The 24,942-nt window shown below is 60.4% G+C and carries 21 protein-coding genes; 20 read left to right on the top strand and 1 reads right to left on the bottom strand.

The genetic code is table 11. The features are described from left to right. Nucleotides 1–24 precede the first annotated feature (24 nt). From ACM6IT_RS15715 to ureC, 20 genes are all read left to right on the top strand, one after another. Nucleotides 25–504, top strand: coding sequence for a copper chaperone PCu(A)C (locus ACM6IT_RS15715; protein ID WP_056725322.1), 480 nt, complete (start codon nucleotides 25–27; stop codon nucleotides 502–504). Between the two features lie 21 nt (nucleotides 505–525). Beyond that, complete coding sequence (locus tag ACM6IT_RS15710) at nucleotides 526–981, top strand: DUF2946 domain-containing protein (protein WP_056725324.1); 456 nt, start codon at nucleotides 526–528, stop codon at nucleotides 979–981. Between the two features lie 192 nt (nucleotides 982–1,173). Continuing rightward, the gene (locus ACM6IT_RS15705; RefSeq protein WP_414918295.1) at nucleotides 1,174–3,291 is read left to right on the top strand and encodes a TonB-dependent copper receptor; all 2,118 of its coding nucleotides are present in this window, start codon (nucleotides 1,174–1,176) and stop codon (nucleotides 3,289–3,291) included. A 111-nt stretch (nucleotides 3,292–3,402) separates the two neighbouring features. Further along, a complete protein-coding gene (locus ACM6IT_RS15700; protein WP_414918294.1) occupies nucleotides 3,403–4,782 on the top strand; it encodes a PepSY-associated TM helix domain-containing protein in 1,380 nt (459 codons plus the stop codon). Nucleotides 4,783–4,938: 156 nt separating this feature from the next. Beyond that, on the top strand, nucleotides 4,939–5,727 hold the full coding sequence (locus ACM6IT_RS15695) for an ABC transporter ATP-binding protein (RefSeq protein ID WP_056725330.1): 789 nt from the start codon (nucleotides 4,939–4,941) through the stop codon (nucleotides 5,725–5,727). Further along, nucleotides 5,724–6,683 carry an ABC transporter substrate-binding protein gene (locus tag ACM6IT_RS15690; RefSeq protein WP_414918293.1) on the top strand — a complete coding sequence of 320 codons (960 nt, stop codon included), beginning with the start codon at nucleotides 5,724–5,726 and terminating at the stop codon, nucleotides 6,681–6,683. The genes ACM6IT_RS15695 and ACM6IT_RS15690 overlap by 4 nt, the downstream gene beginning before the upstream one ends. Further along, a complete protein-coding gene (locus tag ACM6IT_RS15685) occupies nucleotides 6,680–7,690 on the top strand; it encodes a FecCD family ABC transporter permease (protein ID WP_414914253.1) in 1,011 nt (336 codons plus the stop codon). The genes ACM6IT_RS15690 and ACM6IT_RS15685 overlap by 4 nt, the downstream gene beginning before the upstream one ends. Nucleotides 7,691–7,887: 197 nt before the next feature. Beyond that, nucleotides 7,888–8,310 (top strand): hypothetical protein, encoded by a 423-nt coding sequence (locus ACM6IT_RS15680; protein WP_056725333.1) that lies wholly within the window; start codon nucleotides 7,888–7,890, stop codon nucleotides 8,308–8,310. A 145-nt stretch (nucleotides 8,311–8,455) separates the two neighbouring features. Beyond that, nucleotides 8,456–8,755: a hypothetical protein gene (locus ACM6IT_RS15675; protein WP_414918292.1), complete on the top strand. Its 300-nt coding sequence runs from the start codon at nucleotides 8,456–8,458 to the stop codon at nucleotides 8,753–8,755. Nucleotides 8,756–8,980: 225 nt separating this feature from the next. Continuing rightward, nucleotides 8,981–10,246 carry an urea ABC transporter substrate-binding protein gene (urtA, locus tag ACM6IT_RS15670; RefSeq protein ID WP_007996683.1) on the top strand — a complete coding sequence of 422 codons (1,266 nt, stop codon included), beginning with the start codon at nucleotides 8,981–8,983 and terminating at the stop codon, nucleotides 10,244–10,246. A 155-nt stretch (nucleotides 10,247–10,401) separates the two neighbouring features. Further along, entirely contained in the window at nucleotides 10,402–11,904 is a 1,503-nt protein-coding gene (urtB, locus tag ACM6IT_RS15665; protein ID WP_414918291.1) for an urea ABC transporter permease subunit UrtB, read from the top strand. Then, a complete protein-coding gene (gene urtC, locus ACM6IT_RS15660; protein WP_056725344.1) occupies nucleotides 11,904–12,983 on the top strand; it encodes an urea ABC transporter permease subunit UrtC in 1,080 nt (359 codons plus the stop codon). Before urtB ends, urtC begins: the two co-directional genes overlap by 1 nt. Next, nucleotides 12,980–13,852: an urea ABC transporter ATP-binding protein UrtD gene (gene urtD, locus ACM6IT_RS15655; RefSeq protein WP_056725346.1), complete on the top strand. Its 873-nt coding sequence runs from the start codon at nucleotides 12,980–12,982 to the stop codon at nucleotides 13,850–13,852. The genes urtC and urtD overlap by 4 nt, the downstream gene beginning before the upstream one ends. A gap of 46 nt (nucleotides 13,853–13,898) precedes the next feature. Further along, nucleotides 13,899–14,597, top strand: coding sequence for an urea ABC transporter ATP-binding subunit UrtE (urtE, locus tag ACM6IT_RS15650; protein ID WP_056725349.1), 699 nt, complete (start codon nucleotides 13,899–13,901; stop codon nucleotides 14,595–14,597). Nucleotides 14,598–15,011: 414 nt separating this feature from the next. Next, nucleotides 15,012–15,851, top strand: a complete 840-nt coding sequence (locus tag ACM6IT_RS15645) for an urease accessory protein UreD (protein WP_414914249.1) — start codon at nucleotides 15,012–15,014, stop codon at nucleotides 15,849–15,851. 70 nt (nucleotides 15,852–15,921) lie between these two features. Further along, nucleotides 15,922–16,224 (top strand): urease subunit gamma, encoded by a 303-nt coding sequence (locus ACM6IT_RS15640; protein ID WP_056725351.1) that lies wholly within the window; start codon nucleotides 15,922–15,924, stop codon nucleotides 16,222–16,224. A 9-nt stretch (nucleotides 16,225–16,233) separates the two neighbouring features. Continuing rightward, a complete protein-coding gene (locus ACM6IT_RS15635; RefSeq protein WP_056725353.1) occupies nucleotides 16,234–16,767 on the top strand; it encodes a GNAT family N-acetyltransferase in 534 nt (177 codons plus the stop codon). Nucleotides 16,768–16,773: 6 nt separating this feature from the next. Beyond that, entirely contained in the window at nucleotides 16,774–17,307 is a 534-nt protein-coding gene (locus ACM6IT_RS15630) for a GNAT family N-acetyltransferase (RefSeq protein ID WP_414914248.1), read from the top strand. Continuing rightward, nucleotides 17,307–17,615 carry an urease subunit beta gene (locus ACM6IT_RS15625; protein WP_056725355.1) on the top strand — a complete coding sequence of 103 codons (309 nt, stop codon included), beginning with the start codon at nucleotides 17,307–17,309 and terminating at the stop codon, nucleotides 17,613–17,615. Before ACM6IT_RS15630 ends, ACM6IT_RS15625 begins: the two co-directional genes overlap by 1 nt. A 169-nt stretch (nucleotides 17,616–17,784) precedes the next feature. Continuing rightward, on the top strand, nucleotides 17,785–19,485 hold the full coding sequence (gene ureC, locus ACM6IT_RS15620; RefSeq protein ID WP_414918290.1) for an urease subunit alpha: 1,701 nt from the start codon (nucleotides 17,785–17,787) through the stop codon (nucleotides 19,483–19,485). A gap of 66 nt (nucleotides 19,486–19,551) precedes the next feature. On the opposite strand, the gene ACM6IT_RS15615 is transcribed toward ureC, so the two are convergent. Then, a complete protein-coding gene (locus tag ACM6IT_RS15615) occupies nucleotides 19,552–24,822 on the bottom strand; it encodes a dermonecrotic toxin domain-containing protein (protein ID WP_414918289.1) in 5,271 nt (1,756 codons plus the stop codon). Nucleotides 24,823–24,942 lie beyond the last annotated feature (120 nt).

Genomic DNA, 24,942 nt, shown 5'->3' with positions numbered 1-24,942 from the left:
TTTAAATCGTTCCGGAGAACTGCCATGTTGAACAAACTCATCGTTCTGGCTGCGTTACTGCTGCCTGCCTGTTTTGCCAATGCACACGAATACAAGGTCGGCGAACTGGAAATCGCGCATCCGTGGTCCCAGGAGTTGCCACCCAATGCGCCCACCGTTGCGGCGTATTTCGTGATCGACAATCAAGGCCAGACCGCCGACCGCCTGCTCAGCGTCGACACCCCCATTGCGGGCGAAGCGCAACTGCATGAGCACGTGATGCAAGGCGACATGATGAAAATGCAGCACGTACCGAGCGTGGAAGTGCCCGCCGGTGGCGAGGTCACCTTCGCACCAATGGCCTATCACGTGATGTTGCTGAACCTCAAGGACCGCAGCCTGCTCACTGACGGCAAGCGCTTCCCCATGACGCTGCACTTCGAAAAGTCCGGTGACGTGACAGTCGAAGTCGCGGTGCAGAAACAGGCGCCGGACGCCATGCAAGAACACAAGCACGCGCAATAACCACCCGCGCTGAATACGCCCATGCGCCCGCTTAGCGCCAGGTCATCCAGGTCACGCAATCAGGCATTGAGCCTGACACGCGGCAGCTGGATCAGCCTGTTCGCCATGTTGATGATCTTTATCGGTCCGCTGATTTCCCAGTCGATGCCGATGGATTCGCGCGCCATGTCGATGACCATGCCTGCGGGTATGAGCATGGACATGCCGATGGACATGTCGGCAATGGAGCATGCCGACCATGCCACGCAAGCCAACGCCGAGCATTGCCCGCCAGCCCCCGGGCACCATGTGCTGTGGGAAAAGTGCGGCTATTGCAGCCTGCTGTTCAATTGCCCGGCACTGACCGGTGGCGTGTCTTTCGCCAACTTCGTCATCCCGCCCGTCAACACCTTCACTACACCCTCTGTGCGCCTGGGCCATGCCCGGCAAACCTTCTTCCCCGGCGCCCGCACCCGCGCCCCGCCCATCGTCGCGTAAACACTCACTTCTGATTTCACACGGCCCGCAAGACAGCCAACGCAACCTGTGGGAGCGGGCTTGCTCGCGAAGAGGGAGTGTCAGTCAACGTTGATGTTGTCTGGCGCACCGCTTTCGCGAGCAAGCCCGCTCCCACAGGGACAGCTTCAGGCTGCCGGCCGTGTCGTTTACGACTGTTCGATGGAAATTGTCATGTCCAGGTTTTCCGCTGTCCCGTGCTTGAGCCCTGCCCAAGCCTCTTATGCCCTGAACGAATCCGGCGTTCGTTTCAGGCACGCCACCGCCATCCTGTGCGGTGCTTTGCTGGCGCCTTCTGCGCTGGCCAATGATCACGCCGGTCATAGTGAAGAGTTGAGCCCGACGGTGATTACCGCCGTGGCGCCCAGCTCGCCCTTGACCATCGTCACCAACCCCAAGGACCCGCGCCAACCGGTGCCGGCCAGCGACGGCGCCGATTACCTGAAGACCATCCCCGGCTTTGCCATGGTGCGCAATGGCGGCACCAATGGTGACCCGGTGCTGCGCGGCATGTTCGGCTCGCGGCTGAACATCCTCACCAACGGCAGCATGATGCTCGGCGCCTGCCCGGGCCGGATGGACGCTCCGACTTCCTACATCTCGCCGGAAACCTACGACAGACTCACCGTGATCAAAGGCCCGCAAACCGTGCTGTGGGGGCCGGGTTCTTCGGCCGGGACCATCCTGTTCGATCGCGAGCCGGAGCACTTCGGCGAACTCGGCACGCGGGTCAACGCCAGCGTGTTGGCCGGCTCCTACGGTCGCTTTGACAAACTGGTGGACGCCGCAGCCGGCGGACAATCGGGTTATGTGCGGGTCATCGGCAACACCGCGCACTCCGACGACTACCGGGACGGCAACAACGACACCGTGGCGTCGCGCTATGACAAATGGAACGGCGACGTGGCCATCGGCTGGACGCCGAATACCGACACTTTGCTGGAACTGACCGCCGGCCGTGGCGATGGTGAAGCCCGCTACGCCGGGCGCGGCATGGACGGCTCGCAGTTCCTGCGCGAGAGCCTCGGATTGCGCTTCGAGCAGTCCAACATCGGCGAGGTTCTGGACAAGGTCGAGGCGCAGATCTACTACAACTACGCCGACCACGTGATGGACAACTACACCCTGCGCACGCCGTCCGGTACCGGAATGATGTCCGGGCCCATGGCCTCCAACGTCGACCGCCGCACCCTCGGCGCACGGGTCAAGGGCACCTGGCGCTGGGCCGATGTACAACTGATCAGCGGCATCGACGCGCAGACCAACGAGCATCGCCAGCGCGGCGCCATGGGTGTCGACACCTACAAGGACCTGCCGTACACCAAGGATGCCGACTTCCATAACTACGGCGTGTTCGGCGAACTGACCTGGTACGCCGCCGACCGTGACCGCCTGATCAGCGGCGCACGCCTGGACCGTGCCTCGGCCAAGGATTTTCGGCAGACCATCGGCTCGGGCATGATGACCCGCCCGAATCCGACCGCCGACGACACCCGCGCCGATACCCTGCCCAGCGGTTTCATCCGCTACGAGCATGACCTGGCCGACAGCCCGACCACCTTGTATGCCGGCCTCGGTCACACCCAGCGATTCCCGGATTACTGGGAGCTGTTTTCACCCAAGTCCGGCCCCGCCGGTTCGGTCAATGCCTTCGATTCGATCAAGCCGGAAAAAACCACCCAGCTCGATTTCGGCCTGCAATACAAGACCGAAGACCTCGAAGCCTGGGCATCGGCTTATGTCGGGCAGGTGCGCGATTACATCCTGTTCAACTACACCCCGACGATGATGGGTACGACCTCGCAAGCCGAAAACATCGACGCGCGAATCATGGGCGGTGAACTGGGCGCCGCCTACAACCTCACCGACAACTGGAAAGCCGACGCGACCCTGGCCTACGCCTGGGGCAAGAACAGCAGCGATGGTAGTGCATTGCCACAAATGCCGCCGCTGGATGCCCGTTTCGGCCTGACCTACAGCGAAGACAACTGGAGCGCCGGCGCACTGTGGAGAGTGGTTGCCGCGCAAAACCGCATCGACCAGAACAAGGGCAACGTGGTCGGCAAGGACTTCGGCAAAACGCCGGGCTTCGGCGTGTTCTCCCTCAACGGTGCCTATCGGATCAACAGCAACTGGAAGGTCAGCAGCGGCGTCGACAACCTGTTCGGCAAGGCTTACGCCGAGCACTTGAATCTGGCCGGCAACGCCGGTTTCGGCTATCCGGCCAATGACCCGCAAGCCATCAAGGAGCCGGGGCGAACGCTCTGGACCAAGGTGGATATGAGTTTCTAAAAGCTTCGCGAGCAAGCTCGCTCCTACAGGGGAGCGAGCCTGCTCGCGATCGGTTGCACAGCAACCGCAAAAACAAACAACTAAAAGATCCAGCCAAGCGGAGCACACGTGATGAAACAGCCCAAAGTGAATTTCTACAACCTGGCCTGGCGCTGGCATTTCTATGCCGGATTATTCGTTGCGCCATTCATGGTGATGCTGGCTTTGACCGGCACCGTCTACCTGTTCAAACCGCAACTCGACTCTCTGATGTACAGCAGTCTGCTCAAGGTTCCGGCCGGTCATCACACCGTCTCGGCCGACGACCTGCTGACACGGGTGAAAATGGCTTATCCACAAGGCCAGGTCACCCAGTACCTGCCGCCGGTCAATGCCGAGCGCAGCGCGCAGTTTGTCGTGCTCAACGATGACAAGGAGCTGAACGTTTTCGTCGATCCGTACCACGGTGACATCCTCGGCGAGCAAGACGCCAAGAAGAACCTGCAAGCCATCGCCCGGTCGATTCACGGTGAGCTGATGATCGGCACCGTTGGCGACCGACTGATCGAACTGGCCGCCGGTTGGGGCGTGGTGCTGGTGGTGTCCGGCATTTTCCTGTGGTGGCCGCGCGGTCAGGCGGCAGGCATTTTGTGGCCGCGCCTGAACAGTCGTGGTCGCATATTGTGGCGTGACCTGCACGCGGTCACCGGATTCTGGGGCGCGTCCCTGCTGCTGGTGATGTTGCTCAGCGGCATGACCTGGACCGGCTTCTGGGGCAAGCAGTACGCCGAAGTGTGGAACGTGTTCCCGGCAGCCATGTGGGATGACGTGCCGAAGTCCGACGTCGAGGCGCGCAGCCTCAACACCGCCACCCGCCAGACCGTGCCGTGGGCCATGGAAAACACACCGATGCCGATGTCCGGCGACCATGCCGGGCACATGGCCCACGACAGCGCAGCGGCCGGTCCGGCATCGCCGACCATCCGCCTGCAGGACGTACAAAACATTGCCAGCGAGCGCAAGGTCGAACCGGGCTACAGCATCACCCTGCCGACCACTGCAACCGGCGTGTTCACCATCGCCGTATTCGCCGACGACCCGCGCAATGACGCCACGCTGCACATCGATCAGTACACCGGCAAGGTCCTGGCCGATGTACGTTTCGAGCAATACGGCAGCGTCGCCCGCGCCACGGAAATCGGCGTGATGTTGCACGAAGGCAAGATGTTCGGCGTGTTCAACCAGATCGTCGTGTTGCTGATCTGTTTGATGATTTTGCTCAGCGCGGTCAGCGGCGTGGTGATCTGGTGGAAGCGCCGCCCGCAAGGAAAACTCGGCGTGCCGCCGCTACGCCACGACCTGCCGAAATGGAAAACCGCGATGGTGATCATGTTCGCCCTGGCGGTAGCCTTCCCGTTGGTGGGCGCTTCGCTGGTGGTGGTATGGGTGTTCGATCGCGTGCTGCTGTCACGTTTCACCCGGCAGACTGAGAGCGCCTCATCTTCATCATGAATCAGGCGAGATGCGCGGGGCGAAAGGCACTGTAAACTCCCCGCGCATCACCTCAGCCCCATCGCGAGCAAGCTCGCTCCCACAGGATTTGCGCAATACCTGTGGGAGCGGGCTTGCCCGCGAAGGGGCCATCAGCATCACCTCAAGAGCCACTGCATGACCTCGCTGAACCTCACAAACCTCACCTGGTCCCCTCTGGGTCACGGCCATTGCCACCATCAATTCCAGCTGCGTGATGCCTCGCTACACGTGGCCGCCGGTGAGTTCGTCGGGCTGATCGGCCCCAACGGCAGTGGCAAGACCAGCCTGTTGCGGTGTGCCTGGCGCTTCAGTAAACCGGAAAGCGGCGAAGTCAGGCTCGATCACCAGAACGTCTGGAAACAATCCTCACGCTGGTGCGCGCAACGCATCGCCGTAGTGCTGCAGGAATTCCCTGATGCCTTCGGCCTCACCGTCGAGGAAGTGGTCGCCATGGGCCGCACGCCGCACAAAAGCTTGTTTGATGGCGATACCCTTGAAGACCGCGACCTGATCAATCAGGCCCTGGAGTCCGTCGGCCTCAATGGCTTCGAAGACCACGGGTTCGCCACCCTCTCCGGAGGTGAAAAGCAGCGGGTCATCCTCGCCCGCGCCCTGGCCCAGCAACCACAACTGCTGATCCTTGACGAGCCGACCAACCACCTCGATCCGCGTTATCAGCTTGAGCTGCTGCAGTTGGTCAAACGCCTGAATATCGGCACCCTGGCGAGTATCCACGACCTCAATCTGGCGGCGGCTTTTTGTGATCGGCTGTACGTGATCAACCATGGTCGTATCGTCGCCAGCGGCACACCGAAAGACGTCCTGACGGTTGCGTTGCTGCGCAATGTGTTCGGCGTCCAAGCGCTGATCGATGAACATCCACTGCACGGCTACCCACGAATCACCTGGATAACCCAACCATGACTTTGCGTTCCCTGCTGCGCTCCTGCCTCCCACTCGTGATGCTGCTGGGCAGCGCCCAGGCATTGGCCGAAGCCACCCGTTACCCGCTGACAATCAAAAGCTGCAACCGCGAAGTGACCTTCAAGCAGGCACCGCAACACGCCCTGAGCCACGACATCAACATGACCCAGATGATGCTCGCCCTCGGCCTCAAGTCGCGGATGGCCGGTTACAGCGGCATCAGTGGCTGGAAGGCCGTGACGCCCGAGATGCAGGGCATTCTCGAAGGCCTGCCGGAACTGGCGGCCAAGTACCCGTCAGTGGAAACCCTGCTCAATGCCAACGTCGATTTCTTCTTCGCCGGCTGGGACTACGGCATGCGCATCGGCGGCGACCTCACGCCACAAACCCTGCAACCGCTGGGCATCAATGTGTATGAGCTGAGCGAATCCTGTGCCTTCGTGATGAAGCGCCCGCCGGCCAGCCTCGAAGACACCTACAACGACCTGCGCAACCTCGGCAGAATCTTCGACGTGCAGGACCGCGCCAATGCCCTGATCGCGAACATGCAGGCGCAAGTCGCGAATATTCGCAAAGACCTGCCCGCGCAAACACCGCGGGTGTTCCTGTACGACAGCGGCGAAGACCGGGCCATGACCTCGGGGCGACTGGGCATGCCACAAGCGCTGATCGATGCCGCTGGCGGGCGCAATATCCTGGAGGATATCGAAGCGAGCTGGACCCGGGTCAATTGGGAAACCGTGGTCGAACGCAACCCGCAGGTGATCGTGATCGTCGACTACAGCGAAGTCACTGCCGAGCAGAAGATTCAATTCCTGCTGGGCAACAAGGCCCTGCAATCGGTGGACGCGATCAAGCACCGGCGCTTCATCGTCATCCCTTACGTGCAGGCCACGCCCGGGATCGATAACGTACTGGCGGTCGCCACCCTGGCCAAGGGTTTCCACGGCGAATGATTAACCGTCGCTACGCCCTGTTGCTGATTGCCCTCGGCACCCTGTTGCTGGTGTCGTGCGTGGTGTCCCTGGGTTTCGGCCCGGCGCGGGTGCCGCTGGATGTGGTGTGGCGCATCCTGTTGCACAAGCTGCTCGGTGTCGGTGTGCCGGACTGGAACCCCGGACAGGAACATATCGTCTGGCTGATTCGTGTGCCGCGCATGCTGCTCGGCGCGCTGGTGGGCGCCGGCCTGGCGCTGATCGGCGCGGTGCTGCAAGCGGTCACACGCAACCCTTTGGCCGACCCGCACCTGCTCGGCGTCACGTCCGGCGCGACCTTGGGCGCAGTCATCGTGGTGTTGCATGTGGGCGAAATCGTTGGCCTGCTGACCTTGCCGATCGCGGCATTCATCGGTGCATTACTGAGCATGCTGGTGGTGCTGATGATCGCCAGTCGTCATGGTCGCCTCGACAGTGACCGCTTGCTGCTGTGTGGCGTGGCGGTATCGTTCGTGATGATGGCGATTGCCAATCTGCTGTTGTTCTTGGGCGACCATCGAGCCAGTTCGGCGGTGATGTTCTGGATGCTCGGCGGGCTCGGGTTGGCTCGCTGGGAGCTGCTGGCGGTACCGACCGCCAGTGTGTTGCTTGGGTTGATGTTATTGCTGGGCATGGCGCGACCACTGAATGCGCTGATGGCCGGCGAGCAAACGGCGGTGACCCTGGGCCTGAATGCGCGCACCGTGCGCCTGCGAGTGTTTCTGATTGCGTCATTGATGACCGGGGTGCTGGTGTCGATCAGCGGCTCGATCGGTTTTGTCGGGCTGATGGTGCCGCACATTGCGCGGCGCCTGGTCGGGGCTGAACACCGAAGATTGCTGCCGGTGTGCGTGTTGCTCGGCAGCGTGTTTCTGGTTTGGGTCGACGTTGCCGCCCGGACACTGATCGCCCCCGAAGACTTGCCTATCGGTATTGCCACCGCAGCAATTGGCGGGTTGTTCTTCATCGGCCTGATGCGACGTCGTTAACGCCATGGTTAATTAAAAAATTTCAGAACTGCATTTACGCTTGGAAAAAACTCGTATTGAGTTAACACTTAACAAGTACACCATCATGTTCATACTCCGCACTCGCGAGCTCCCCCATAAAACGCTCGCGCACTTCAATGACGATTATTCCTACAACTTAATCGCCACAATTCTTACAAGAGCGGAAAGAGGTAAACATGTTCAAGAAGTTCATCGCATCCATTGCACTTGTTTCAGCGCCCGCATGGGCAGTGCAGCCACCCTTTACTGGCGTTGACTACAGCGGTCGGTATCAATGCACCGGAATGGACAGTCATATCGGTGCGTTTGAAGGTGTTGTCGAGATGAAGCTCAATGCCGAACAAAGTACCGGCGAACACGGTGCCTACGGTTTTACGCTGACGTTGCTCGACAACTCCCGATATGAAGGATTTGCTGCCGCCAACTTGAGTTCCCTGGCGATTTACTTTGCCCATACGGATCCGTCGCTCAAGGATTACGGCGTCGGGATTGCGAAACTCGCTACAACCCCTGACGGAAAAGCTTCATTCACCAAGTACTACTACGGTCCGGAGTACGAGGGTGGCGGGCATGGCTTTGAAACTTGCATTAAAAGCTGACGGTCCCCGTTTACGACGCTGATACGCCATCGTTGAGTCCTGTGGGAGCGGGCCACTCGCGATGGCGTCTGTTTTTTATCGATTTGATGCGCCGTCGATGATCTGCCCTTAGACTGCGAGTCCACATAATCTCAGGATGAGTTCCATGTTGAAAACGTTTGTTCTCTCGTTGTTGGCTTTCGGCAGCGGCACCGTGCTGGCTGACACCACGGTCGATGTTTCGAAAATTTACGGCAAGATTCAGTTCGTCAATTCTTACCCTGACTACAAGGTGAAAATTGACGACAACTGGCCTGATCTGAAAGTCCAGAAAGTCACTCAGTGGCCCGACTCCGTCGGTAAATGGGAGATTGTCGACCAGTACCCCGACTACAAGATCCAGATCGTTGACTCCTACCCTGACTTCACCATCAAGTATGTGGATTCCTGGCCCGGCGTGAACTGACCACCATTGTCCCGCAACTGCCGCCATGCGGCAGCACCACAATGACGCACCTCCTCGCACCACGGCCCCGACCTCGTTCCTTCATGGTGCGCCCTCAAACCGCGCAACCGCTCTAAAACGACATTCCCCTGCCTTTTGCCGACCGGGCACAGCCCTTGCAAAACACACCTTCAGTAGTCCGCATCTGCCAACCAAGAAAACTCATAAGTTCATGGAGATCGCACAATGAAGCGTCGCAGTTTGATCAAGGCTTTCACACTCTCGGCATCCATTGCCGCGATGGGCATGACCTGGACTGTCCAGGCGGCCGAGACCATCAAGGTCGGTATTCTGCATTCGTTGTCCGGAACCATGGCGATCTCCGAAACGTCGCTCAAAGACATGGCGCTGATGACCATCGACGAGATCAACGCCAAGGGCGGCGTGAACGGCAAGATGCTCGAGCCGGTGGTGGTCGACCCTGCATCGAACTGGCCGCTGTTCGCCGAGAAGGGTCGTCAGTTGCTGACCCAGGACAAGGTCGCCGTGGTGTTTGGTTGCTGGACTTCCGTGTCGCGCAAATCGGTACTGCCGGTGTTCGAAGAACTCAACGGCTTGTTGTTCTACCCGGTGCAATACGAAGGCGAAGAAATGTCGCCGAACGTCTTCTACACCGGCGCAGCGCCGAACCAGCAGGCGATCCCCGCCGTTGAATACCTGATGAGCGAAGAAGGCGGCAGCGCCAAGCGCTACTTCCTGCTCGGCACCGACTACGTCTACCCGCGCACCACCAACAAGATCCTGCGTTCGTTCCTGCACTCCAAAGGCGTGGCCGACAAGGACATCGAAGAGGTCTACACCCCGTTCGGTCACAGCGACTACCAGACCATCGTCGCCAACATCAAGAAGTTCTCGGCGGGCGGCAAGACGGCGGTTATCTCCACCGTCAACGGTGACTCCAACGTGCCGTTCTATAAAGAGCTGGCCAACCAGGGCCTGAAGGCCACCGACGTTCCGGTCGTGGCGTTCTCGGTTGGCGAAGAAGAACTGCGCGGCATCGACACCAAGCCACTGGTGGGCAACCTGGCGGCGTGGAACTACTTCGAATCGGTCGAGAACCCGGTGAACAAGAAGTTCGTCGATGACTGGAAAGCCTATGCGAAGAAACACAACCTGCCGGGCGCCGACAAGGCGGTGACCAACGACCCGATGGAAGCCACCTACGTCGGCATCCACATGTGGGCGCAAGCGGCGGAAAAAGCCAAGTCCACCGACGTCGACAAAGTCCGCGAAGCCCTGGCCGGCCAGACCTTTGCCGCGCCGTCCGGCTACACCCTGACCATGGACAAGACCAATCACCACCTGCACAAGCCGGTGATGATCGGCGAGATCCAGTCTGACGGTCAGTTCAACGTGGTGTGGCAGACCGAAGGGCCGATCCGCGCCCAGCCGTGGAGCCCGTTCATCCCGGGCAACGACAAGAAGCCGGAGTATGCGGTGAAGAGTAACTAAGCCACTGGGCCTGACGGTAGTTCAGGCCCAACACAACTCCCTGTGGGAGCGGGCTTGCTCGCGAAGACGGCGGCACATCCAACATTTATGTGACTGACACACCGCTTTCGCGAGCAAGCCCGCTCCCACATTTAGTCCGAGCAAGGCGACTCTCTATGCCCACTGCCCTGTACCGATTTCTTCTGGCGATCGCGCTCTTGCTGCCGATGGCCACCCACGCCGGTGACGCCGAAGACTTCGTCGCCGCCAATCCCGTGCAGCAAGCCCGGCTGCTGGAAATCTGGGCCGCGCAACCCGATCCGGCCCGTATCGAACTGATCAACGCCCTGCAACTCGGCGAATTGACCGTCGACGGCCAGCCAAAAAACCTGCGCCTGAACAACCGCCTGCGGGGTCTCATCGACACGGCCCTGGCCAGTCATCAGTTGCTCGCCGCCGACGCCAAACTCCGTCTGGCCGCCGCGCGGCAATTGCAAAAAAGCGCCAAGCCGGCGCAATTGAAATTCCTCGATCAGCAACTGGCGGGCGAAAAGGACGAGAGCGTTCATGCCGCCCTCAGCCTGGCCCTGGCCAATCTGCAACTGGTCGACAGCGATCCGGCCGTGCGCCTCGCCGCTGTGCGCTTGCTCGGCGAAACCGGTGATCCGCTAGCCCGCACACGCCTCGAAGGCTTGCTCGATCCTGGCGTTGAGGCTGATGCCAATGTACGCACTGCGGCCGAAACCAGCCTCGCTCAAGTCAAACGCAAACTGCTGGTCGGCGAGATGCTCGGCCAGGCCTTCAGCGGCATGTCCCTTGGCTCGATCCTGCTGCTCGCGGCATTGGGGCTTGCGATCACCTTCGGCCTGCTCGGCGTGATCAACATGGCCCACGGCGAGATGCTGATGCTCGGCGCCTACTCGACCTATGTGGTGCAACTGATGTTCCAGCGCTTCGCGCCGCAGGCCATCGAGTTCTATCCACTGATCGCGCTGCCGGTGGCGTTTTTCGTCACCGCGGCCATCGGCATGGCGCTGGAGCGCACGGTGATTCGCCACCTCTACGGCCGTCCGCTGGAAACCCTGCTCGCCACCTGGGGCATCAGCCTGATGCTGATTCAACTGGTTCGCCTGGTGTTCGGCGCGCAGAACGTCGAAGTGGCCAACCCGGCCTGGTTGTCGGGCGGCATTCAAGTGCTGCCGAACCTTGTGCTGCCGTACAACCGCATCGTCATCATTGCCTTTGCGTTGTTTGTGGTGGTGCTGACCTGGCTGCTGCTGAACAAGACTCGCCTCGGCCTGAATGTTCGCGCCGTCACCCAGAACCGCAACATGGCCGCCTGCTGCGGAGTACCGACCGGGCGCGTGGACATGCTCGCCTTCGGCCTCGGCTCGGGCATCGCCGGTCTCGGTGGCGTGGCCCTGAGCCAGATCGGCAACGTCGGCCCGGACCTCGGCCAGAGCTACATCATCGACTCGTTCCTGGTGGTGGTGCTCGGCGGTGTCGGGCAGTTGGCCGGTAGTGTTTTTGCTGCGTTCGGCCTGGGCATCGCCAACAAGATTCTGGAACCGCAGATCGGTGCCGTGCTCGGCAAGATCCTCATCCTCGCGCTGATCATTCTGTTCATCCAGAAACGTCCGCAAGGCCTCTTCGCACTCAAAGGACGGGTGATCGACTGATGAACCAGCCCCTGATGCTCAAGGCTACACAAAAGGCCGGCCCCAAAGTCACGATTGCCATCGGCGCGGTGATCCTCGTTTTGCTGCTGGCGTTACCACTGCTGTCGTTGTTAACGCCGGACAGTACGCTGCATGTTTCCGCCTATACGCTGACGCTGGTGGGCAAGATCCTTTGCTACGCCATCGTCGCCCTGGCGCTCGATCTGGTGTGGGGATACGCAGGCCTGCTGTCCTTGGGCCACGGCCTGTTCTTCGCCCTCGGCGGCTATGCCATGGGCATGTACCTGATGCGCCAGGCCTCGGGCGATGGTTTGCCGGCGTTCATGACCTTCCTGTCGTGGACCGAAATGCCATGGTTCTGGACCGGCACCAGCAGCTTCCTCTGGACCCTGTGCCTGGTGGTATTGGCGCCGGGGCTGCTGGCGTTGGTGTTCGGCTTCTTCGCCTTCCGCTCGCGGATCAAGGGCGTGTATTTCTCGATCATGACCCAGGCCCTGACCTTCGCCGGCATGTTGTTGTTCTTCCGCAACGAAACCGGCTTCGGCGGCAACAACGGCTTCACCAACTTCCGCACCATTCTTGGCTTCGGCATCACCGAACCGGGTACCCGCGCCGTGTTGTTTTTCGCCACGGTGCTGTTGCTGGTGGCGAGCCTGTACATCGGCTGGCGCCTGGCGCAAAGCAAGTTCGGTCGGGTACTGACCGCGCTGCGCGATGCGGAAAATCGCCTGATGTTCTGCGGCTACGATCCGCGTGGCTTTAAGTTGTTCGTGTGGGTGTTGAGCGCAGTGTTGTGCGGCCTGGCCGGTGCGCTGTACGTGCCGCAAGTGGGGATCATCAACCCGAGTGAAATGTCGCCCACCAACTCGATCGAAGCGGCCGTCTGGGTGGCACTGGGTGGGCGTGGCACCTTGATTGGTCCGTTGCTCGGTGCCGGCGTGGTCAACGGTATGAAGAGCTGGTTCACCGTGGCGTTTCCCGAGTACTGGCTGTTCTTCCTCGGCGCGCTGTTCATCGTCGTGACCCTGTACTTGCCCAAGGGCGTAATCGGTCTGTTGAAGAAAAGAGGTGAGCAATGAGAGTCACTGCAACCGCTGAATTCATGCTCGAACCGGCGTTCTTTCCACCCCTGGAACCCAACCGCGACGCCGGCAGCAGCCGCGATGCCATCGGTCTTGGTCAGCGTGCCGGTAAAGGCCTGAATACGCGCCACGGCACCATCCTGACCCTGGAAGACATCAGTGTCAGCTTCGACGGCTTCCGCGCCCTGAACAATCTGAACCTGTACATCGGCGTCGGCGAACTGCGTTGCATCATCGGCCCCAACGGCGCAGGCAAGACCACCCTGATGGACGTGATCACTGGCAAGACCCGGCCCAGCCACGGCAAGGCCTGGTTCGGCGAAACCCTGGACCTGACGCAAATGAGCGAAGTGCAGATCGCACAGGCCGGCATCGGTCGCAAGTTCCAGAAACCGACGGTGTTCGAAGCGCTGAGCGTGTTTGAAAACCTGGAGCTGGCGCAGAAAACCGACAAGTCGGTGTGGGCCAGCCTGCGGGCACATTTGAGTGGCCAGCAAAAAGACCGCATTGCCGAAGTACTCGAGACCATTCGCCTGACCCCATCGGTCAACCGCCCCGCCGGTTTGCTGTCCCACGGTCAGAAGCAGTTCCTGGAGATCGGCATGTTGCTGATGCAGGACCCGCAATTGCTGCTGCTCGATGAGCCGGTGGCGGGCATGACCGACGCCGAAACCGAGTTCACCGCCGAGCTGTTCAAGAGCCTGGCCGGCAAGCACTCACTGATGGTGGTGGAGCACGACATGAGCTTCGTCGGTTCGATTGCCGATCACGTCACCGTGTTGCATCAAGGCAGCGTGTTGGCCGAAGGGTCGCTGGAACAAGTGCAGGATAACGAGCGGGTGATCGAGGTTTATCTCGGTCGATAGACATGTGAACACCGCTCCCACAGGGGGATCTGAGGAGAATCTGGAAATGTTGCAAGTCGAAAAACTGCACCAGTACTACGGCGGAAGCCACATCCTGCGCGGCCTGACGTTTGATGTGAAGGTCGGCGAAGTCACCTGCCTGCTCGGCCGAAACGGCGTGGGCAAGACCACCCTGCTCAAATGCCTGATGGGCCTGCTGCCAGCCAAGGAAGGCGCAGTGAACTGGGAAGGCAAACCGATTACCGCCTTCAAGCCGCACCAGCGTGTGCATGCCGGCATCGCCTACGTACCGCAAGGCCGGGAGATCTTCGGCCGCCTGACCGTGGAAGAAAACCTGTTGATGGGCCTGTCGCGCTTTCCCGGCGGCGAAGCGAAGGAAGTCCCGGCGTTCATCTACGAGCTGTTCCCGGTGCTGCTGCAAATGAAGCAACGCCGGGGGGGTGACCTGTCCGGCGGCCAGCAACAACAACTGGCTATCGGCCGTGCGCTGGCCAGCCGCCCTCGCCTGCTGATCCTCGACGAACCCACCGAAGGCATACAGCCGTCTGTGATCAAGGAGATCGGTGCCGTGATCAAAAAGCTCGCGGCCCGGGGCGACATGGCAATCCTGCTGGTCGAGCAGTTCTACGATTTCGCCGCCGAACTGGCCGACCAATACCTGGTGATGTCCCGGGGCGAAATCGTGCAACAGGGTCGCGGGGAAAACATGGAGGCCGAGGGCGTGCGTGGGCTAGTCACGATCTGAGCCAATGGTCACGATCCTCTTGATTCGACTTTCGGGCGTGGAACCCAGCCCGAATCCAGGATTGCCGGATGCGTTTTGTGGATTGATGGAGTAGGCCACCAAAGAACCATCGTGACTTGAGGTGTAATTGTTCTTGAAGACATCGACATGCCTGAAAGCTGTCGCGAGATCGACTGTCGAAGGCAACGCCTGATGCAACTTGATCTGATCTGCGCTGTAGCGGGGGTAAGACCGGGCAGTCTGTTCTGCATACTCCGGTATGTCTAAAAAGGGACAATGCACCAATTTGGTTCTCTACATTTCAGGAGTCTCCCCCTATTGGTGCGCTCAATCCGGCAATAACCGCCTCCTGCTGCGATACCTTGCGGCACAGCCTTTGCAACCATCGTGATGTCCTCACGATAAGCACTGACTATGACTCTTCCCGCTTCTGGTGCCTTGTTTACCCCCAGCTGGCACGCCGAGCTGGAGCTGGGTTACGCACGATTCGACGACAGCACGCGCCCGGTCCAGCGTCGACACCAAGGTCCGTTGCGGGTGCAAAAACACCTGTATGCCGAAGGGCCGGAAGTCTGCCAGCACATCATCGTCCACCCGCCCGGTGGAATTGCCGGCGGTGATCGGCTGGACATCTCGGCCAGCGTCGAGCGCGATGCCTGGGCACAAATCACCAGCCCCGGCGCGGCCAAGTGGTATCGCGCCGCCGGCCCCGCCTATCAGCAGCTGAAGTTGAAGGTGGCGGCCGGTGCGACACTGGAATGGCTGCCCCAGGAGACGATCATTTTCAGCGCGGCCCAGGCTGAACTCAGCACTTGCATCAACCTTGAAGGCGATGCGCGACTGTTCTACTGGGACGTCGTGGCCCTGGGCCGTCCGGCCAGTGGCGAGCGCTTCGATCTCGGGTACTTCCAGGCGCAACTGGATATCCGCCGCGACGGCCAGTTGCTCTGGCACGAACGCCAGCGCATTGTCGGGGCGGACGGCTTGCTGGATTCGCCCATCGGGCTCGATGGGCGACCGGTATTTGCGACGTTGCTGGTGACCGGGGAAATCGATAGCGACTTGCTGGAAACCTGCCGCTCGCTGCCCAACGACGTGCGCGGGGATCTTTCGCAGTTGCCGGGATTGCTGGTTGCACGGTGCCTGGCCAGTGAAGCGTTGTTGGCGCGGGGATGGTTGATTGATTTGTGGCGCTTATTGCGTCCGACGCTACTGGGACGCGAAGCCATGCCACCACGAATTTGGAACACTTGAAATGCGATTCAATGTGGGATTGTGTTCTCAGATTGAATGACCTTCTAACTGCCGAATACGGATTGCAACAATGGACCTGACCCCACGTGAAAAAGACAAGCTGCTGATCTTCACCGCCGGCCTGGTGGCCGAGCGGCGATTGGCTCGCGGCGTGAAACTCAATTACCCGGAGGCCATGGCCTACATCTCCGCAGCCCTGCTTGAAGGCGCCCGCGACGGCCAGACCGTGGCCGACCTGATGCACTTGGGCACCACCCTGCTGACCCGCGAACAAGTGATGGATGGCATCCCGGAAATGATCCCGGAAATCCAGGTCGAGGCCACTTTCCCCGACGGCACTAAACTGGTCACCGTCCACCAACCCATCGCCTGAGGCCGCGCCATGACTTACCACATCCGCGATGCCGAGCATGCCGACCTGCCAGCCATTCGCGACATCTACAACGACGCGGTGCTCAACACCACGGCGATCTGGAACGAACAGGCGGTCGACCTCGGCAATCGACAGGCCTGGTTCAACGCCCGGCATTCCCAGGCTTATCCGGTCCTGGTGATTGTCGATGCCGACAATACGGTGCTCGGGTACGCCTCGTTCGGCGACTGGCGACCCTTCGACGGTTTTCGCCACACCGTCGAGCACTCGGTCTATGTGCGCAGCGACCAGCGCGGCAACGGCCTCGGTCCACAACTGATGGATGCGCTGATCGAGCGCGCCAAAGGCTGCGGCAAGCACGTGATGGTTGCTGCCATCGAAAGCGGTAACGCCGCCTCCATTCGCTTGCATGAGCGCATCGGCTTTATCACCACCGGGCAAATGCCTCAGGTCGGCACCAAGTTCGGCCGCTGGCTGGACCTGACCTTCATGCAACTGACCCTCAATCCTGGCGCGCAACCACCCGCCGCCAACAAGGAGTGATCGCCCATGAACCCCGCCCAACTGCGACGAGTCAACGTTGAAAGCTTTGCGCATTATCGCCAGGGCCTGATCGATCTGCTGCTCGATGCCGTCGGTTATGGCGCCAGTGTCGGCTTCATGGCTGACCTCGATGCGACCCAGGCCCATGCCTATTTTGATGAAGTCCAGGACAACCTGAACAAGGGCAATGTGTTGCTGTGGGTGGTGGTCAAGGACGAACAGGTGCAGGCCAGCGTACAGCTGAGTCTGTGCCAGAAAGCCAACGGTCTGAACCGTGGCGAAGTGCAGAAACTGCTGGTTCGCGAACATGCGCGGCGTCGTGGTCTGGGCCAGCAACTGATGAGCGCCCTGGAGGCCGCTGCCCTGCAGCACAGGCGCGGCATGCTTTACCTCGACACCGAAGCCGGTTCGCCCGCCGAAGCTTTCTACCAATCGCTGGGTTATACCCGCGCCGGTGAAATCCCCGACTACGCCTGCGACCCGAGCGGCCGCTACAAGCCGACCGCCCTGTACTACAAGATTCTCCAAGGAGCCCATTGATGATTCCCGGTGAATACCAGATCCAGCCCGGCGAGATCGAACTCAACGCCGGCCGGCGCACGATCAGCCTGAAAGTGGCCAACAGTGGCGATCGGCCGATCCAGGTCGGCTCGCACTACCACTTTTTCGAAACCAACGACGCCCTGACGTTCGACCGTTCCGCCAGCCGTGGCATGCGCTTGAACATCCCTGCCGGCACCGCCGTGCGTTTCGAACCGGGGCAGAGCCGCGAGGTGGAGTTGGTGGATCTGGCGGGGCATCGTCGGGTGTTCGGCTTTGCCGGCAGGATCATGGGTGATCTCGACTGACAAATGCGGTGCTCCCAAAAGATCGCAGCCTCGCTTCGCTCGACAGCCCCAACAGAGACCGGGCGCGCGAATGCAGTGTGAACACCCGTAGGAGCTGCCGAGCGCAGCGAGGCTGCGATAGCGAGTAATGCGAGCGGTCTCAAAATCAATTGAATTCCAAGGCGAACACATGAAGATTTCCCGTCAAGCCTACGCCGACATGTTCGGTCCCACTGTCGGTGACAAGGTCCGCCTGGCCGATACCGAGTTGTGGATCGAAGTGGAACAGGACTTCACCACCTACGGCGAAGAAGTGAAATTCGGTGGCGGTAAAGTCATCCGTGACGGCCAGGGTCAGAGCCAGTTGCTGGCCGCCGAGGTGGTCGACACCCTGATCACCAACGCGCTGATCATCGACCACTGGGGCATCGTCAAGGCCGACGTCGGTCTCAAGGACGGGCGCATCGCGGCGATCGGCAAGGCCGGCAATCCGGACATCCAGCCCAACGTCAACATCGCCATTGGCGCCAGCACCGAAGTCATCGCTGGCGAAGGCATGATCCTCACCGCTGGCGGCATCGACACCCACATCCACTTCATCTGCCCGCAGCAGATCGAAGAAGCGTTGATGAGCGGCGTCACTACCATGATCGGTGGCGGCACCGGACCGGCCACCGGCACCAACGCCACCACCTGCACCTCCGGGCCGTGGCACCTGGCGCGCATGCTCCAGGCCGCCGACGCGTTCCCGATGAACATCGGCCTCACCGGCAAGGGCAACGCCAGCCTGCCGGAACCGTTGATCGAGCAGGTCAAGGCCGGCGCCATCGGCCTCAAGCTGCACGAAGACTGGGGCACCACCCCGGCGAGCATCGACAACTGCCTGAGCGTCGCCGACCAGTACGACGTCCAGGTGGCGATCCACACCGACACGCTCAACGAATCCGGCTTCGTCGAAACCACCCTCGCCGCCTTCAAGGGCCGCACCATTCACACCTATCACACCGAAGGTGCCGGTGGCGGTCATGCGCCGGACATCATCAAGGCCTGCGGCTTTGCCAACGTGCTGCCCAGTTCCACCAACCCGACCCGGCCGTTCACTCGCAACACCATTGATGAACACCTCGACATGCTGATGGTCTGCCATCACCTGGACCCGAGCATTGCCGAAGACGTAGCGTTCGCCGAAAGCCGTATCCGCCGCGAGACGATTGCCGCCGAAGACATCCTCCACGACCTCGGTGCGTTCTCGATGATCAGCTCCGACAGCCAGGCCATGGGCCGCGTCGGCGAAGTCATCACCCGCACCTGGCAAACCGCCGACAAGATGAAAAAGCAGCGCGGCCCGTTGCCCGGTGATGGCCAGGGCAACGACAACTTCCGCGCCAAACGCTACATCGCCAAGTACACCATCAACCCGGCGATCACCCACGGCATCAGCCATGAAGTGGGCTCGGTCGAAGTGGGAAAATGGGCCGATCTGGTGCTGTGGCGCCCGGCGTTTTTTGGCGTGAAGCCGACGCTGATTCTCAAGGGCGGTGCCATTGCGGCCAGCCTGATGGGTGACGCCAATGCCTCGATCCCGACGCCACAACCGGTGCACTACCGCCCGATGTTCGCCAGCTTCGGCGGCTCACTGCATGCCACCAGCATGACCTTCATCAGCCAGGCCGCGCAGGAGGCGGGCTTGCCCGAAGCCCTGGGCTTGAAGAAGAAAATCGCCGTGGTCAAAGGCTGCCGTGACGTGCAGAAAACCGACCTGATTCACAACGACTACCTGCCGGACATCGACGTTGATCCGCAGACTTACCAGGTCAAGGCCGACGGCGTGTTGTTGTGGTGTGAGCCGGCGCAAACCTTGCCGATGGCCCAGCGTTACTTCCTGTTCTGACCCGGCAACCACGACACGAGCAAAGGCCTCGCACACCCTGTGGCGAGGCTTTTGTTTTTTCCGTGGTTACTGGGCGGTTTCAATCCGCAGCCGATCCAGCTTGGCCCGAATCATCGCTTCGCGTGTCAGTTTTTTCAGCAACTGCGTAATCTGCAGATCGATGTCTTCCAAGGCTTGAACATATTGCTCGTCAGTCATCAGCTTGCCATCGGCAAAGTCAGCTTCACTTTTGCCCAATTCACTGCACAGCCCTTTGATTTCCACCTCCACCGCAGCCTTTTCCTCGGAGGTCAGCCCCGTGCCTTCGGCCCTGCGCTGCAACGCATCCTGCAAATCGATGGTCGCGTCGATCCGGCGCTTCAAGCCATTCAATTCCTCGCGGTAAGTCGACTCCAGCCAGGTTCGCCAGAGCGGTTGTTCAACGATTCGATCAATCAGCAACTCGCCCTCCTCCAGCGCCTTGATCCGCTGGAACGCTGCCTCGATCATCTCCTTGCTCACCTTGGCGATCTTGCGAAACTGCATGCCCCGTGCCTGCCACGGCAGATCCAGGCGTTCCGCCAGTTCGGTCATGTAGGCCAGGTGCACTTCCACTTCATCGATAGTGCCGGTCACTTCGCCATCGGCGTCGTAGCGGCGGTACCGCTCTCCCTTCGCCCACCGTTCAGAAACACGCGTACGGGCAATGGCACCGAGTTCATCGAGCCGGGACTTGCCCAGGGCCAGCTCCAGCAATTGCGTTTCGATCAGGTCCGCACGCTCCAGGGCGTAAGCTTCGTGGACCAACACCTGCACGCCCATGGCATTGAACAACTGTGTACCGCCATCCACGCACTCGGTGGGGGTTGCCGCCTCGCTGAACAGCCTGATGCGCAGTTCACTGTCGCTGGCCATGGCTTCGAGCATGCGCCAGACCTTGTCGGTCAGTTCTGACCGATAGGTCCCGCCGGCCTTGAAGTCGGCGGATTCGGTGAGCCTGCGGATTTCATTGAAGAACGGCACTGAATCGAATTCATCCTCGACCGCATCCCAGACTTCCTGTTTTATCTGCCATTGCCGCTCGGTCATGCCCGACTTCCAGTTCTTGCTATCCATTACGCTGCGAGGCGGATAGGGACGTTCCGGATCCATGCCAACCGACTCGATGTAAGACTTGAGGATCTCGAGATCCTCCGGCGAGATCCAGCGCGGGGAACGACTGATCACGGTACGCGCCAATAGCTCTGCGCGAAATGAACCGGGCGCGACCTCGGGTATCCGGCTGATCGGGTTACCGCTCAGATCAAGATAAATACTGCGCGGCCGCGATTGCGAAAACAAACCGACAGGCCAGCTGTCCAGCCCTGTTTCGCCCAGCAACAGCACCTGCAAATACGGCATTCGGCTGATGTTCGGAATGAGCTTCAGCGGGTTGCCGTGCATGTGCAGGAACATCATGCGCGTCAAGTTCTTCAGGCGGTCTACCGCCAATGCATCCAGTTCAATGTTATTGACACCAAGATACAGGCAAGTGAGATGGGGCATGTCCTCCACCGCCTGCGGCAGCTCCGTCAGCAGATTTTCTTGCAGATTGAGATAGCGCACCTGGTGAAACGAGTCGAGGAATGACATGTGCTCGCCGCGCAACCGGCCCCCGCTCAGGCTCAACTCGGTGACATGATCGAAGTTGGCCTCCAGTTTCGGCAGGGTATCCAGAAGCTCGCTCAACTTTGGAATATTGTCGAACCTCAAGGACTGCGGATGCAGCACACCCACCGCTTCCATACCTTCGGGCCCGGTGCGCTGCCAGCATTGCCTGAGTACTTTGTAGATATTGTTTCGCGCACGCCACTCCACCATGCCCGCCGGGCTAAAACGAAAGGACTTCGTCGGCGAGTCCAACCAGCGTTGCAGGGCGCGGTTCAACTGGTTGAACTCGGCCTCGAGCACGGCCAGTCGTTCATGCGCCGTACCTTCGCCCTGGCGTACCTCCGCCAGCAGCGTCTCGACCTCCTCCGAGGTAAAACCCGGATACAGCGCACGAGCCCGTCGCCGCAACCCCATGCCATTCGGTGCTTGTCGAGCATAGCCACGCATGCCGCCGCGCAGGCGCATGACGGTCGGATCGTAAGTCGGCTTGAAGTTCGGGTTGTCCCGCAGAATCGGCTCAAATACCTGACGATCCAGCGGATGTGCCTTTATCGTTTGCTCCAGCCGCGCGGCCTCGTTGATGCCGAAGCCCAGGGCCGTTCGTTGCGAATCCGGCAACGCATGCAGCACCGCGGCATACACATTGTCCGCGCCGTGCAGGTGTTGATCGCTGTCGTCGCGCGCTTCGTATTTGCCATCCTCACCCAGAATCAGCACTTTGCGGATCGGCGCGTCGACGGGGCCGAGACTGTCGGTCAACGTTCCCTCGAATGAATTCTCACGAACCTCCAAACGCACACCCGCCGGCCAGTCTGGCAAGGCCGCCAGGGAGTGCAACTCCAGGCGCGCGGTATCAGCGTTATGCAAGGCATCGAGGTAAAGGCCTTCATAGGCCCGTGTCATCCGCAATTGCTCGGCGTCCTTGCGGGCTTGTTCCGCCAGGCGCAAGGGCACGCGGTTTTTTTCGTTCAGGTGTCGTACGTCCGAAGGATGCGCCTCACCCAACAACTCTTGCGCCTGGCTGAGCGAGATTTCGGCAAAATCCCCCTTGAGCAGATTCACCAAGGGATCGTCCGAACGGGTCCGACGACTGTACAGAAGGTCGAACAACTTGCGCTTGCGCTGACCCACCCGTGTTGCCCATTGTTCGCGCAACGCTTCGGTACGCTTCTGCGAGTCACCGGATAACCATTCGCCGAGCAGTTCACGAAGCGCCTGTTCATCAAGGAACCCCACCACGCGCTCGGGCAGCGCCCCCGCCAGCAGGTCGGACCAGCTCATCTGCAACGTATTGGCCGGTAACGCCTGGGCATAGCCGTCCTTGATCGCCTTCCCGGTCAGTCCCGGCCCCTGGAAGACTTCAATGGCCTTGTCATCGGGCCAGCCCCTCATTTCGGTCATGATTCGCACGGCGTAATCGGCCCATTCCTCGCCGATCCGGTTGGCCAGAATCTGCTCCGTGCAGGCTTGCGCATCGGTATGGGCCTTGAAGCGCTTGAGGGTATCGGCCAACAGTGCGGGAGGGGTCTGCTGTTCGACGTGAAGCCGGCGCAGCAGATTTTCGTGCACGCCACTGGCGGTCAGAATCTGCTCCAGGGTTTCATCGGAAAGTCCATCCACCGAAGCGCCCAGACGCCTGAGTATCTGCCTCCTGTCCCATTCGAGCGGTTGGTCGAGCTCCGTCTTCCAACTGCCGGCACCGTTGTGCTCCACCAGCGGCTGATAGGCATCGGCGCGAGTCGGGTGTTGAAGTCGATGCCGGCCGGTGGCCGGGTCTTGTTTGACTGCGTACCATTTGTCATCGCGGCGCAGCAGGTCCTGATCCTGATGACGGTACAGCCCTGTGTCACTGGCCTTCGCTCCATCGGGCAACACGATCGGCTGTTCATAGGGACCGAGGTCAGGGCTCCACAAACGCTCCTTGCCGCCGACTTCCACGGGTTTGAGGCCCTCGACAAACGGCGACACTTTGATCGGCGTGACGCCGGTGCCGGGCAGTACATGCCCGGCACCCATGAGTGCCAATTGCGCGAAGTTGATCAAGACCCCATTGAAGTAGGCAGAGGCTTGCTCCTTGTCGCCCTTGCTCCAGTCCTCGATGCCTTCGGCGACCTCGGCGAGCATCTGCGCGACCATGATACCGAGCATGGCTTCGCCCAGTCCGGGCACCAGCATTGCGGCGAAATTGAATACGTTCCAGCCGATCGACAGGTAACTGGTCAAGCGTTTGAAGCGTGCATTGGCATCCTCGTCGTCAGTCGGCACGGCAATGAGCCTGGCATCGGCGATGGCCTTGTCGCGGCGCTCCAGAAACAGCGCCACCCACAGTTCACCCGTAATCTGGTTGGTGATGGGCTCCGCATCGGGGTTTTCAACCGCGGTTTCACGCCACCACGGCCCCATGTCGAGCGGCTCGCGCTCGTGCCAGGCGTAGGTGGTGAGTCGTTCGTTGACCCGGGAGAAAAAAAGTCCTTTGTCCTTCTGAGCTACAAAACGGCTGAAAAAGGCTTGGTAATCGGCATTTCTCAACTGACCGAGCAGCGTTTTCATGAACGCTGTCAGCGACGGATACTCCCTGAAGGGATGCTCCGGATCATCCGGGACATAGGCGATCAACGAACCGGTCAAACGACTTTGTTGATAAATATCCTCGCGGCGCAACAGTTCATCGCTCAGCCCCTGCGGTCCATTGGCAAAGAAGGCTTGCAACAGTTTGAATTGATCATATGCCTGGCCCGGCAGTACCGAGAGGCGGCGCGACCAGTCTATCCAGAAACTCAACAGCTCCGGCGTCAACGCTTCAACTTCGCGTTTTACTTGCGATGGCTCAATGACTGCGCTGAACAGCACGATGCCAGTCATTCGAAAGCCCATCAGCGACAACCGATGACAAAGCAATGGCTGGTTATACAGTTCGATGTTTGCCTGGCCCTCACGCACCTTGTTCAATGTTCCGAAGGCATGGTCACTGATATCCCCCCTCAATCGGGCGATCAGCGCGGCCACATGAAAAGCCGCCTTTTCACTGGCCACCGAATCCCGCTGCAAGGTCCGTTGTGCCTGTGGGGTACTGGGTAACAGGACGGACTTGATGTGTCGTCGGTATTGCCCGCCGATATCCAGGCTTCGGCACAAGGCTGCAAACGCCGGGAGGGTGATGGCCGGTTCAAGGCTGAGACTGCCCCGACTGTCCCTGCGGTAAACACCGGAACTGTTGCGCAACGCGTCAGGTGCCGTTTCGTCTTGTTCGAAGTTGTGCAGCGCAGCTTCCAGCAACGTGGATTCGCGCACACGACTGGCCCCGGTATCGATGCCGATAATGAACTTGCTCGGCACCTCGAGCTGTACGGTGAGCTCGTTGAAGTTCTCGACCGTGGTGAATTTCGATTGCAAAGCCGTTTTGAGCAGCGGTTCGGCGAAGGCGTTGATGTCATGCTTCAACTCGCCCCGGGTCTGGTCCAGTACGTCGTGTAAACGCCAACGTTCATCAATCAACCGCTTGAGATATTGACGGTCGACTTCCCGCGCGCCGCTATACCACTCGGGCATTTGCGGCTCGAGCGCAAGCAGGGACTTCAACCTCTCTACCGGCGCATTTTTGATGGCTCCCGGTATCACGTCATTTGCACGACGGTAATGTATCCCGTGACTATCGATGGACACTCCGTCCGGTATTTTCTGTGAGTTGCTTCCATGCAAGTCAGACACTTTTGAATCACCTTGATGACAGGAAAAGAACCACCAGCTTATTCACCTGCACCTGAAACAAAAGTCCAAATAACTGCTTGGCCGCCCCCCCGAAATGGCTCCGGGGGATCGAAATTCAGG

Source organism: Pseudomonas sp. IT-P4 (assembly GCF_949767755.1).
GTDB classification, from domain to species: Bacteria; Pseudomonadota; Gammaproteobacteria; order Pseudomonadales; family Pseudomonadaceae; genus Aquipseudomonas; species Aquipseudomonas monachiensis.
Note: the sequence above shows the minus strand (reverse complement) of the source record. Positions and strands in the feature narration are given on the sequence as shown.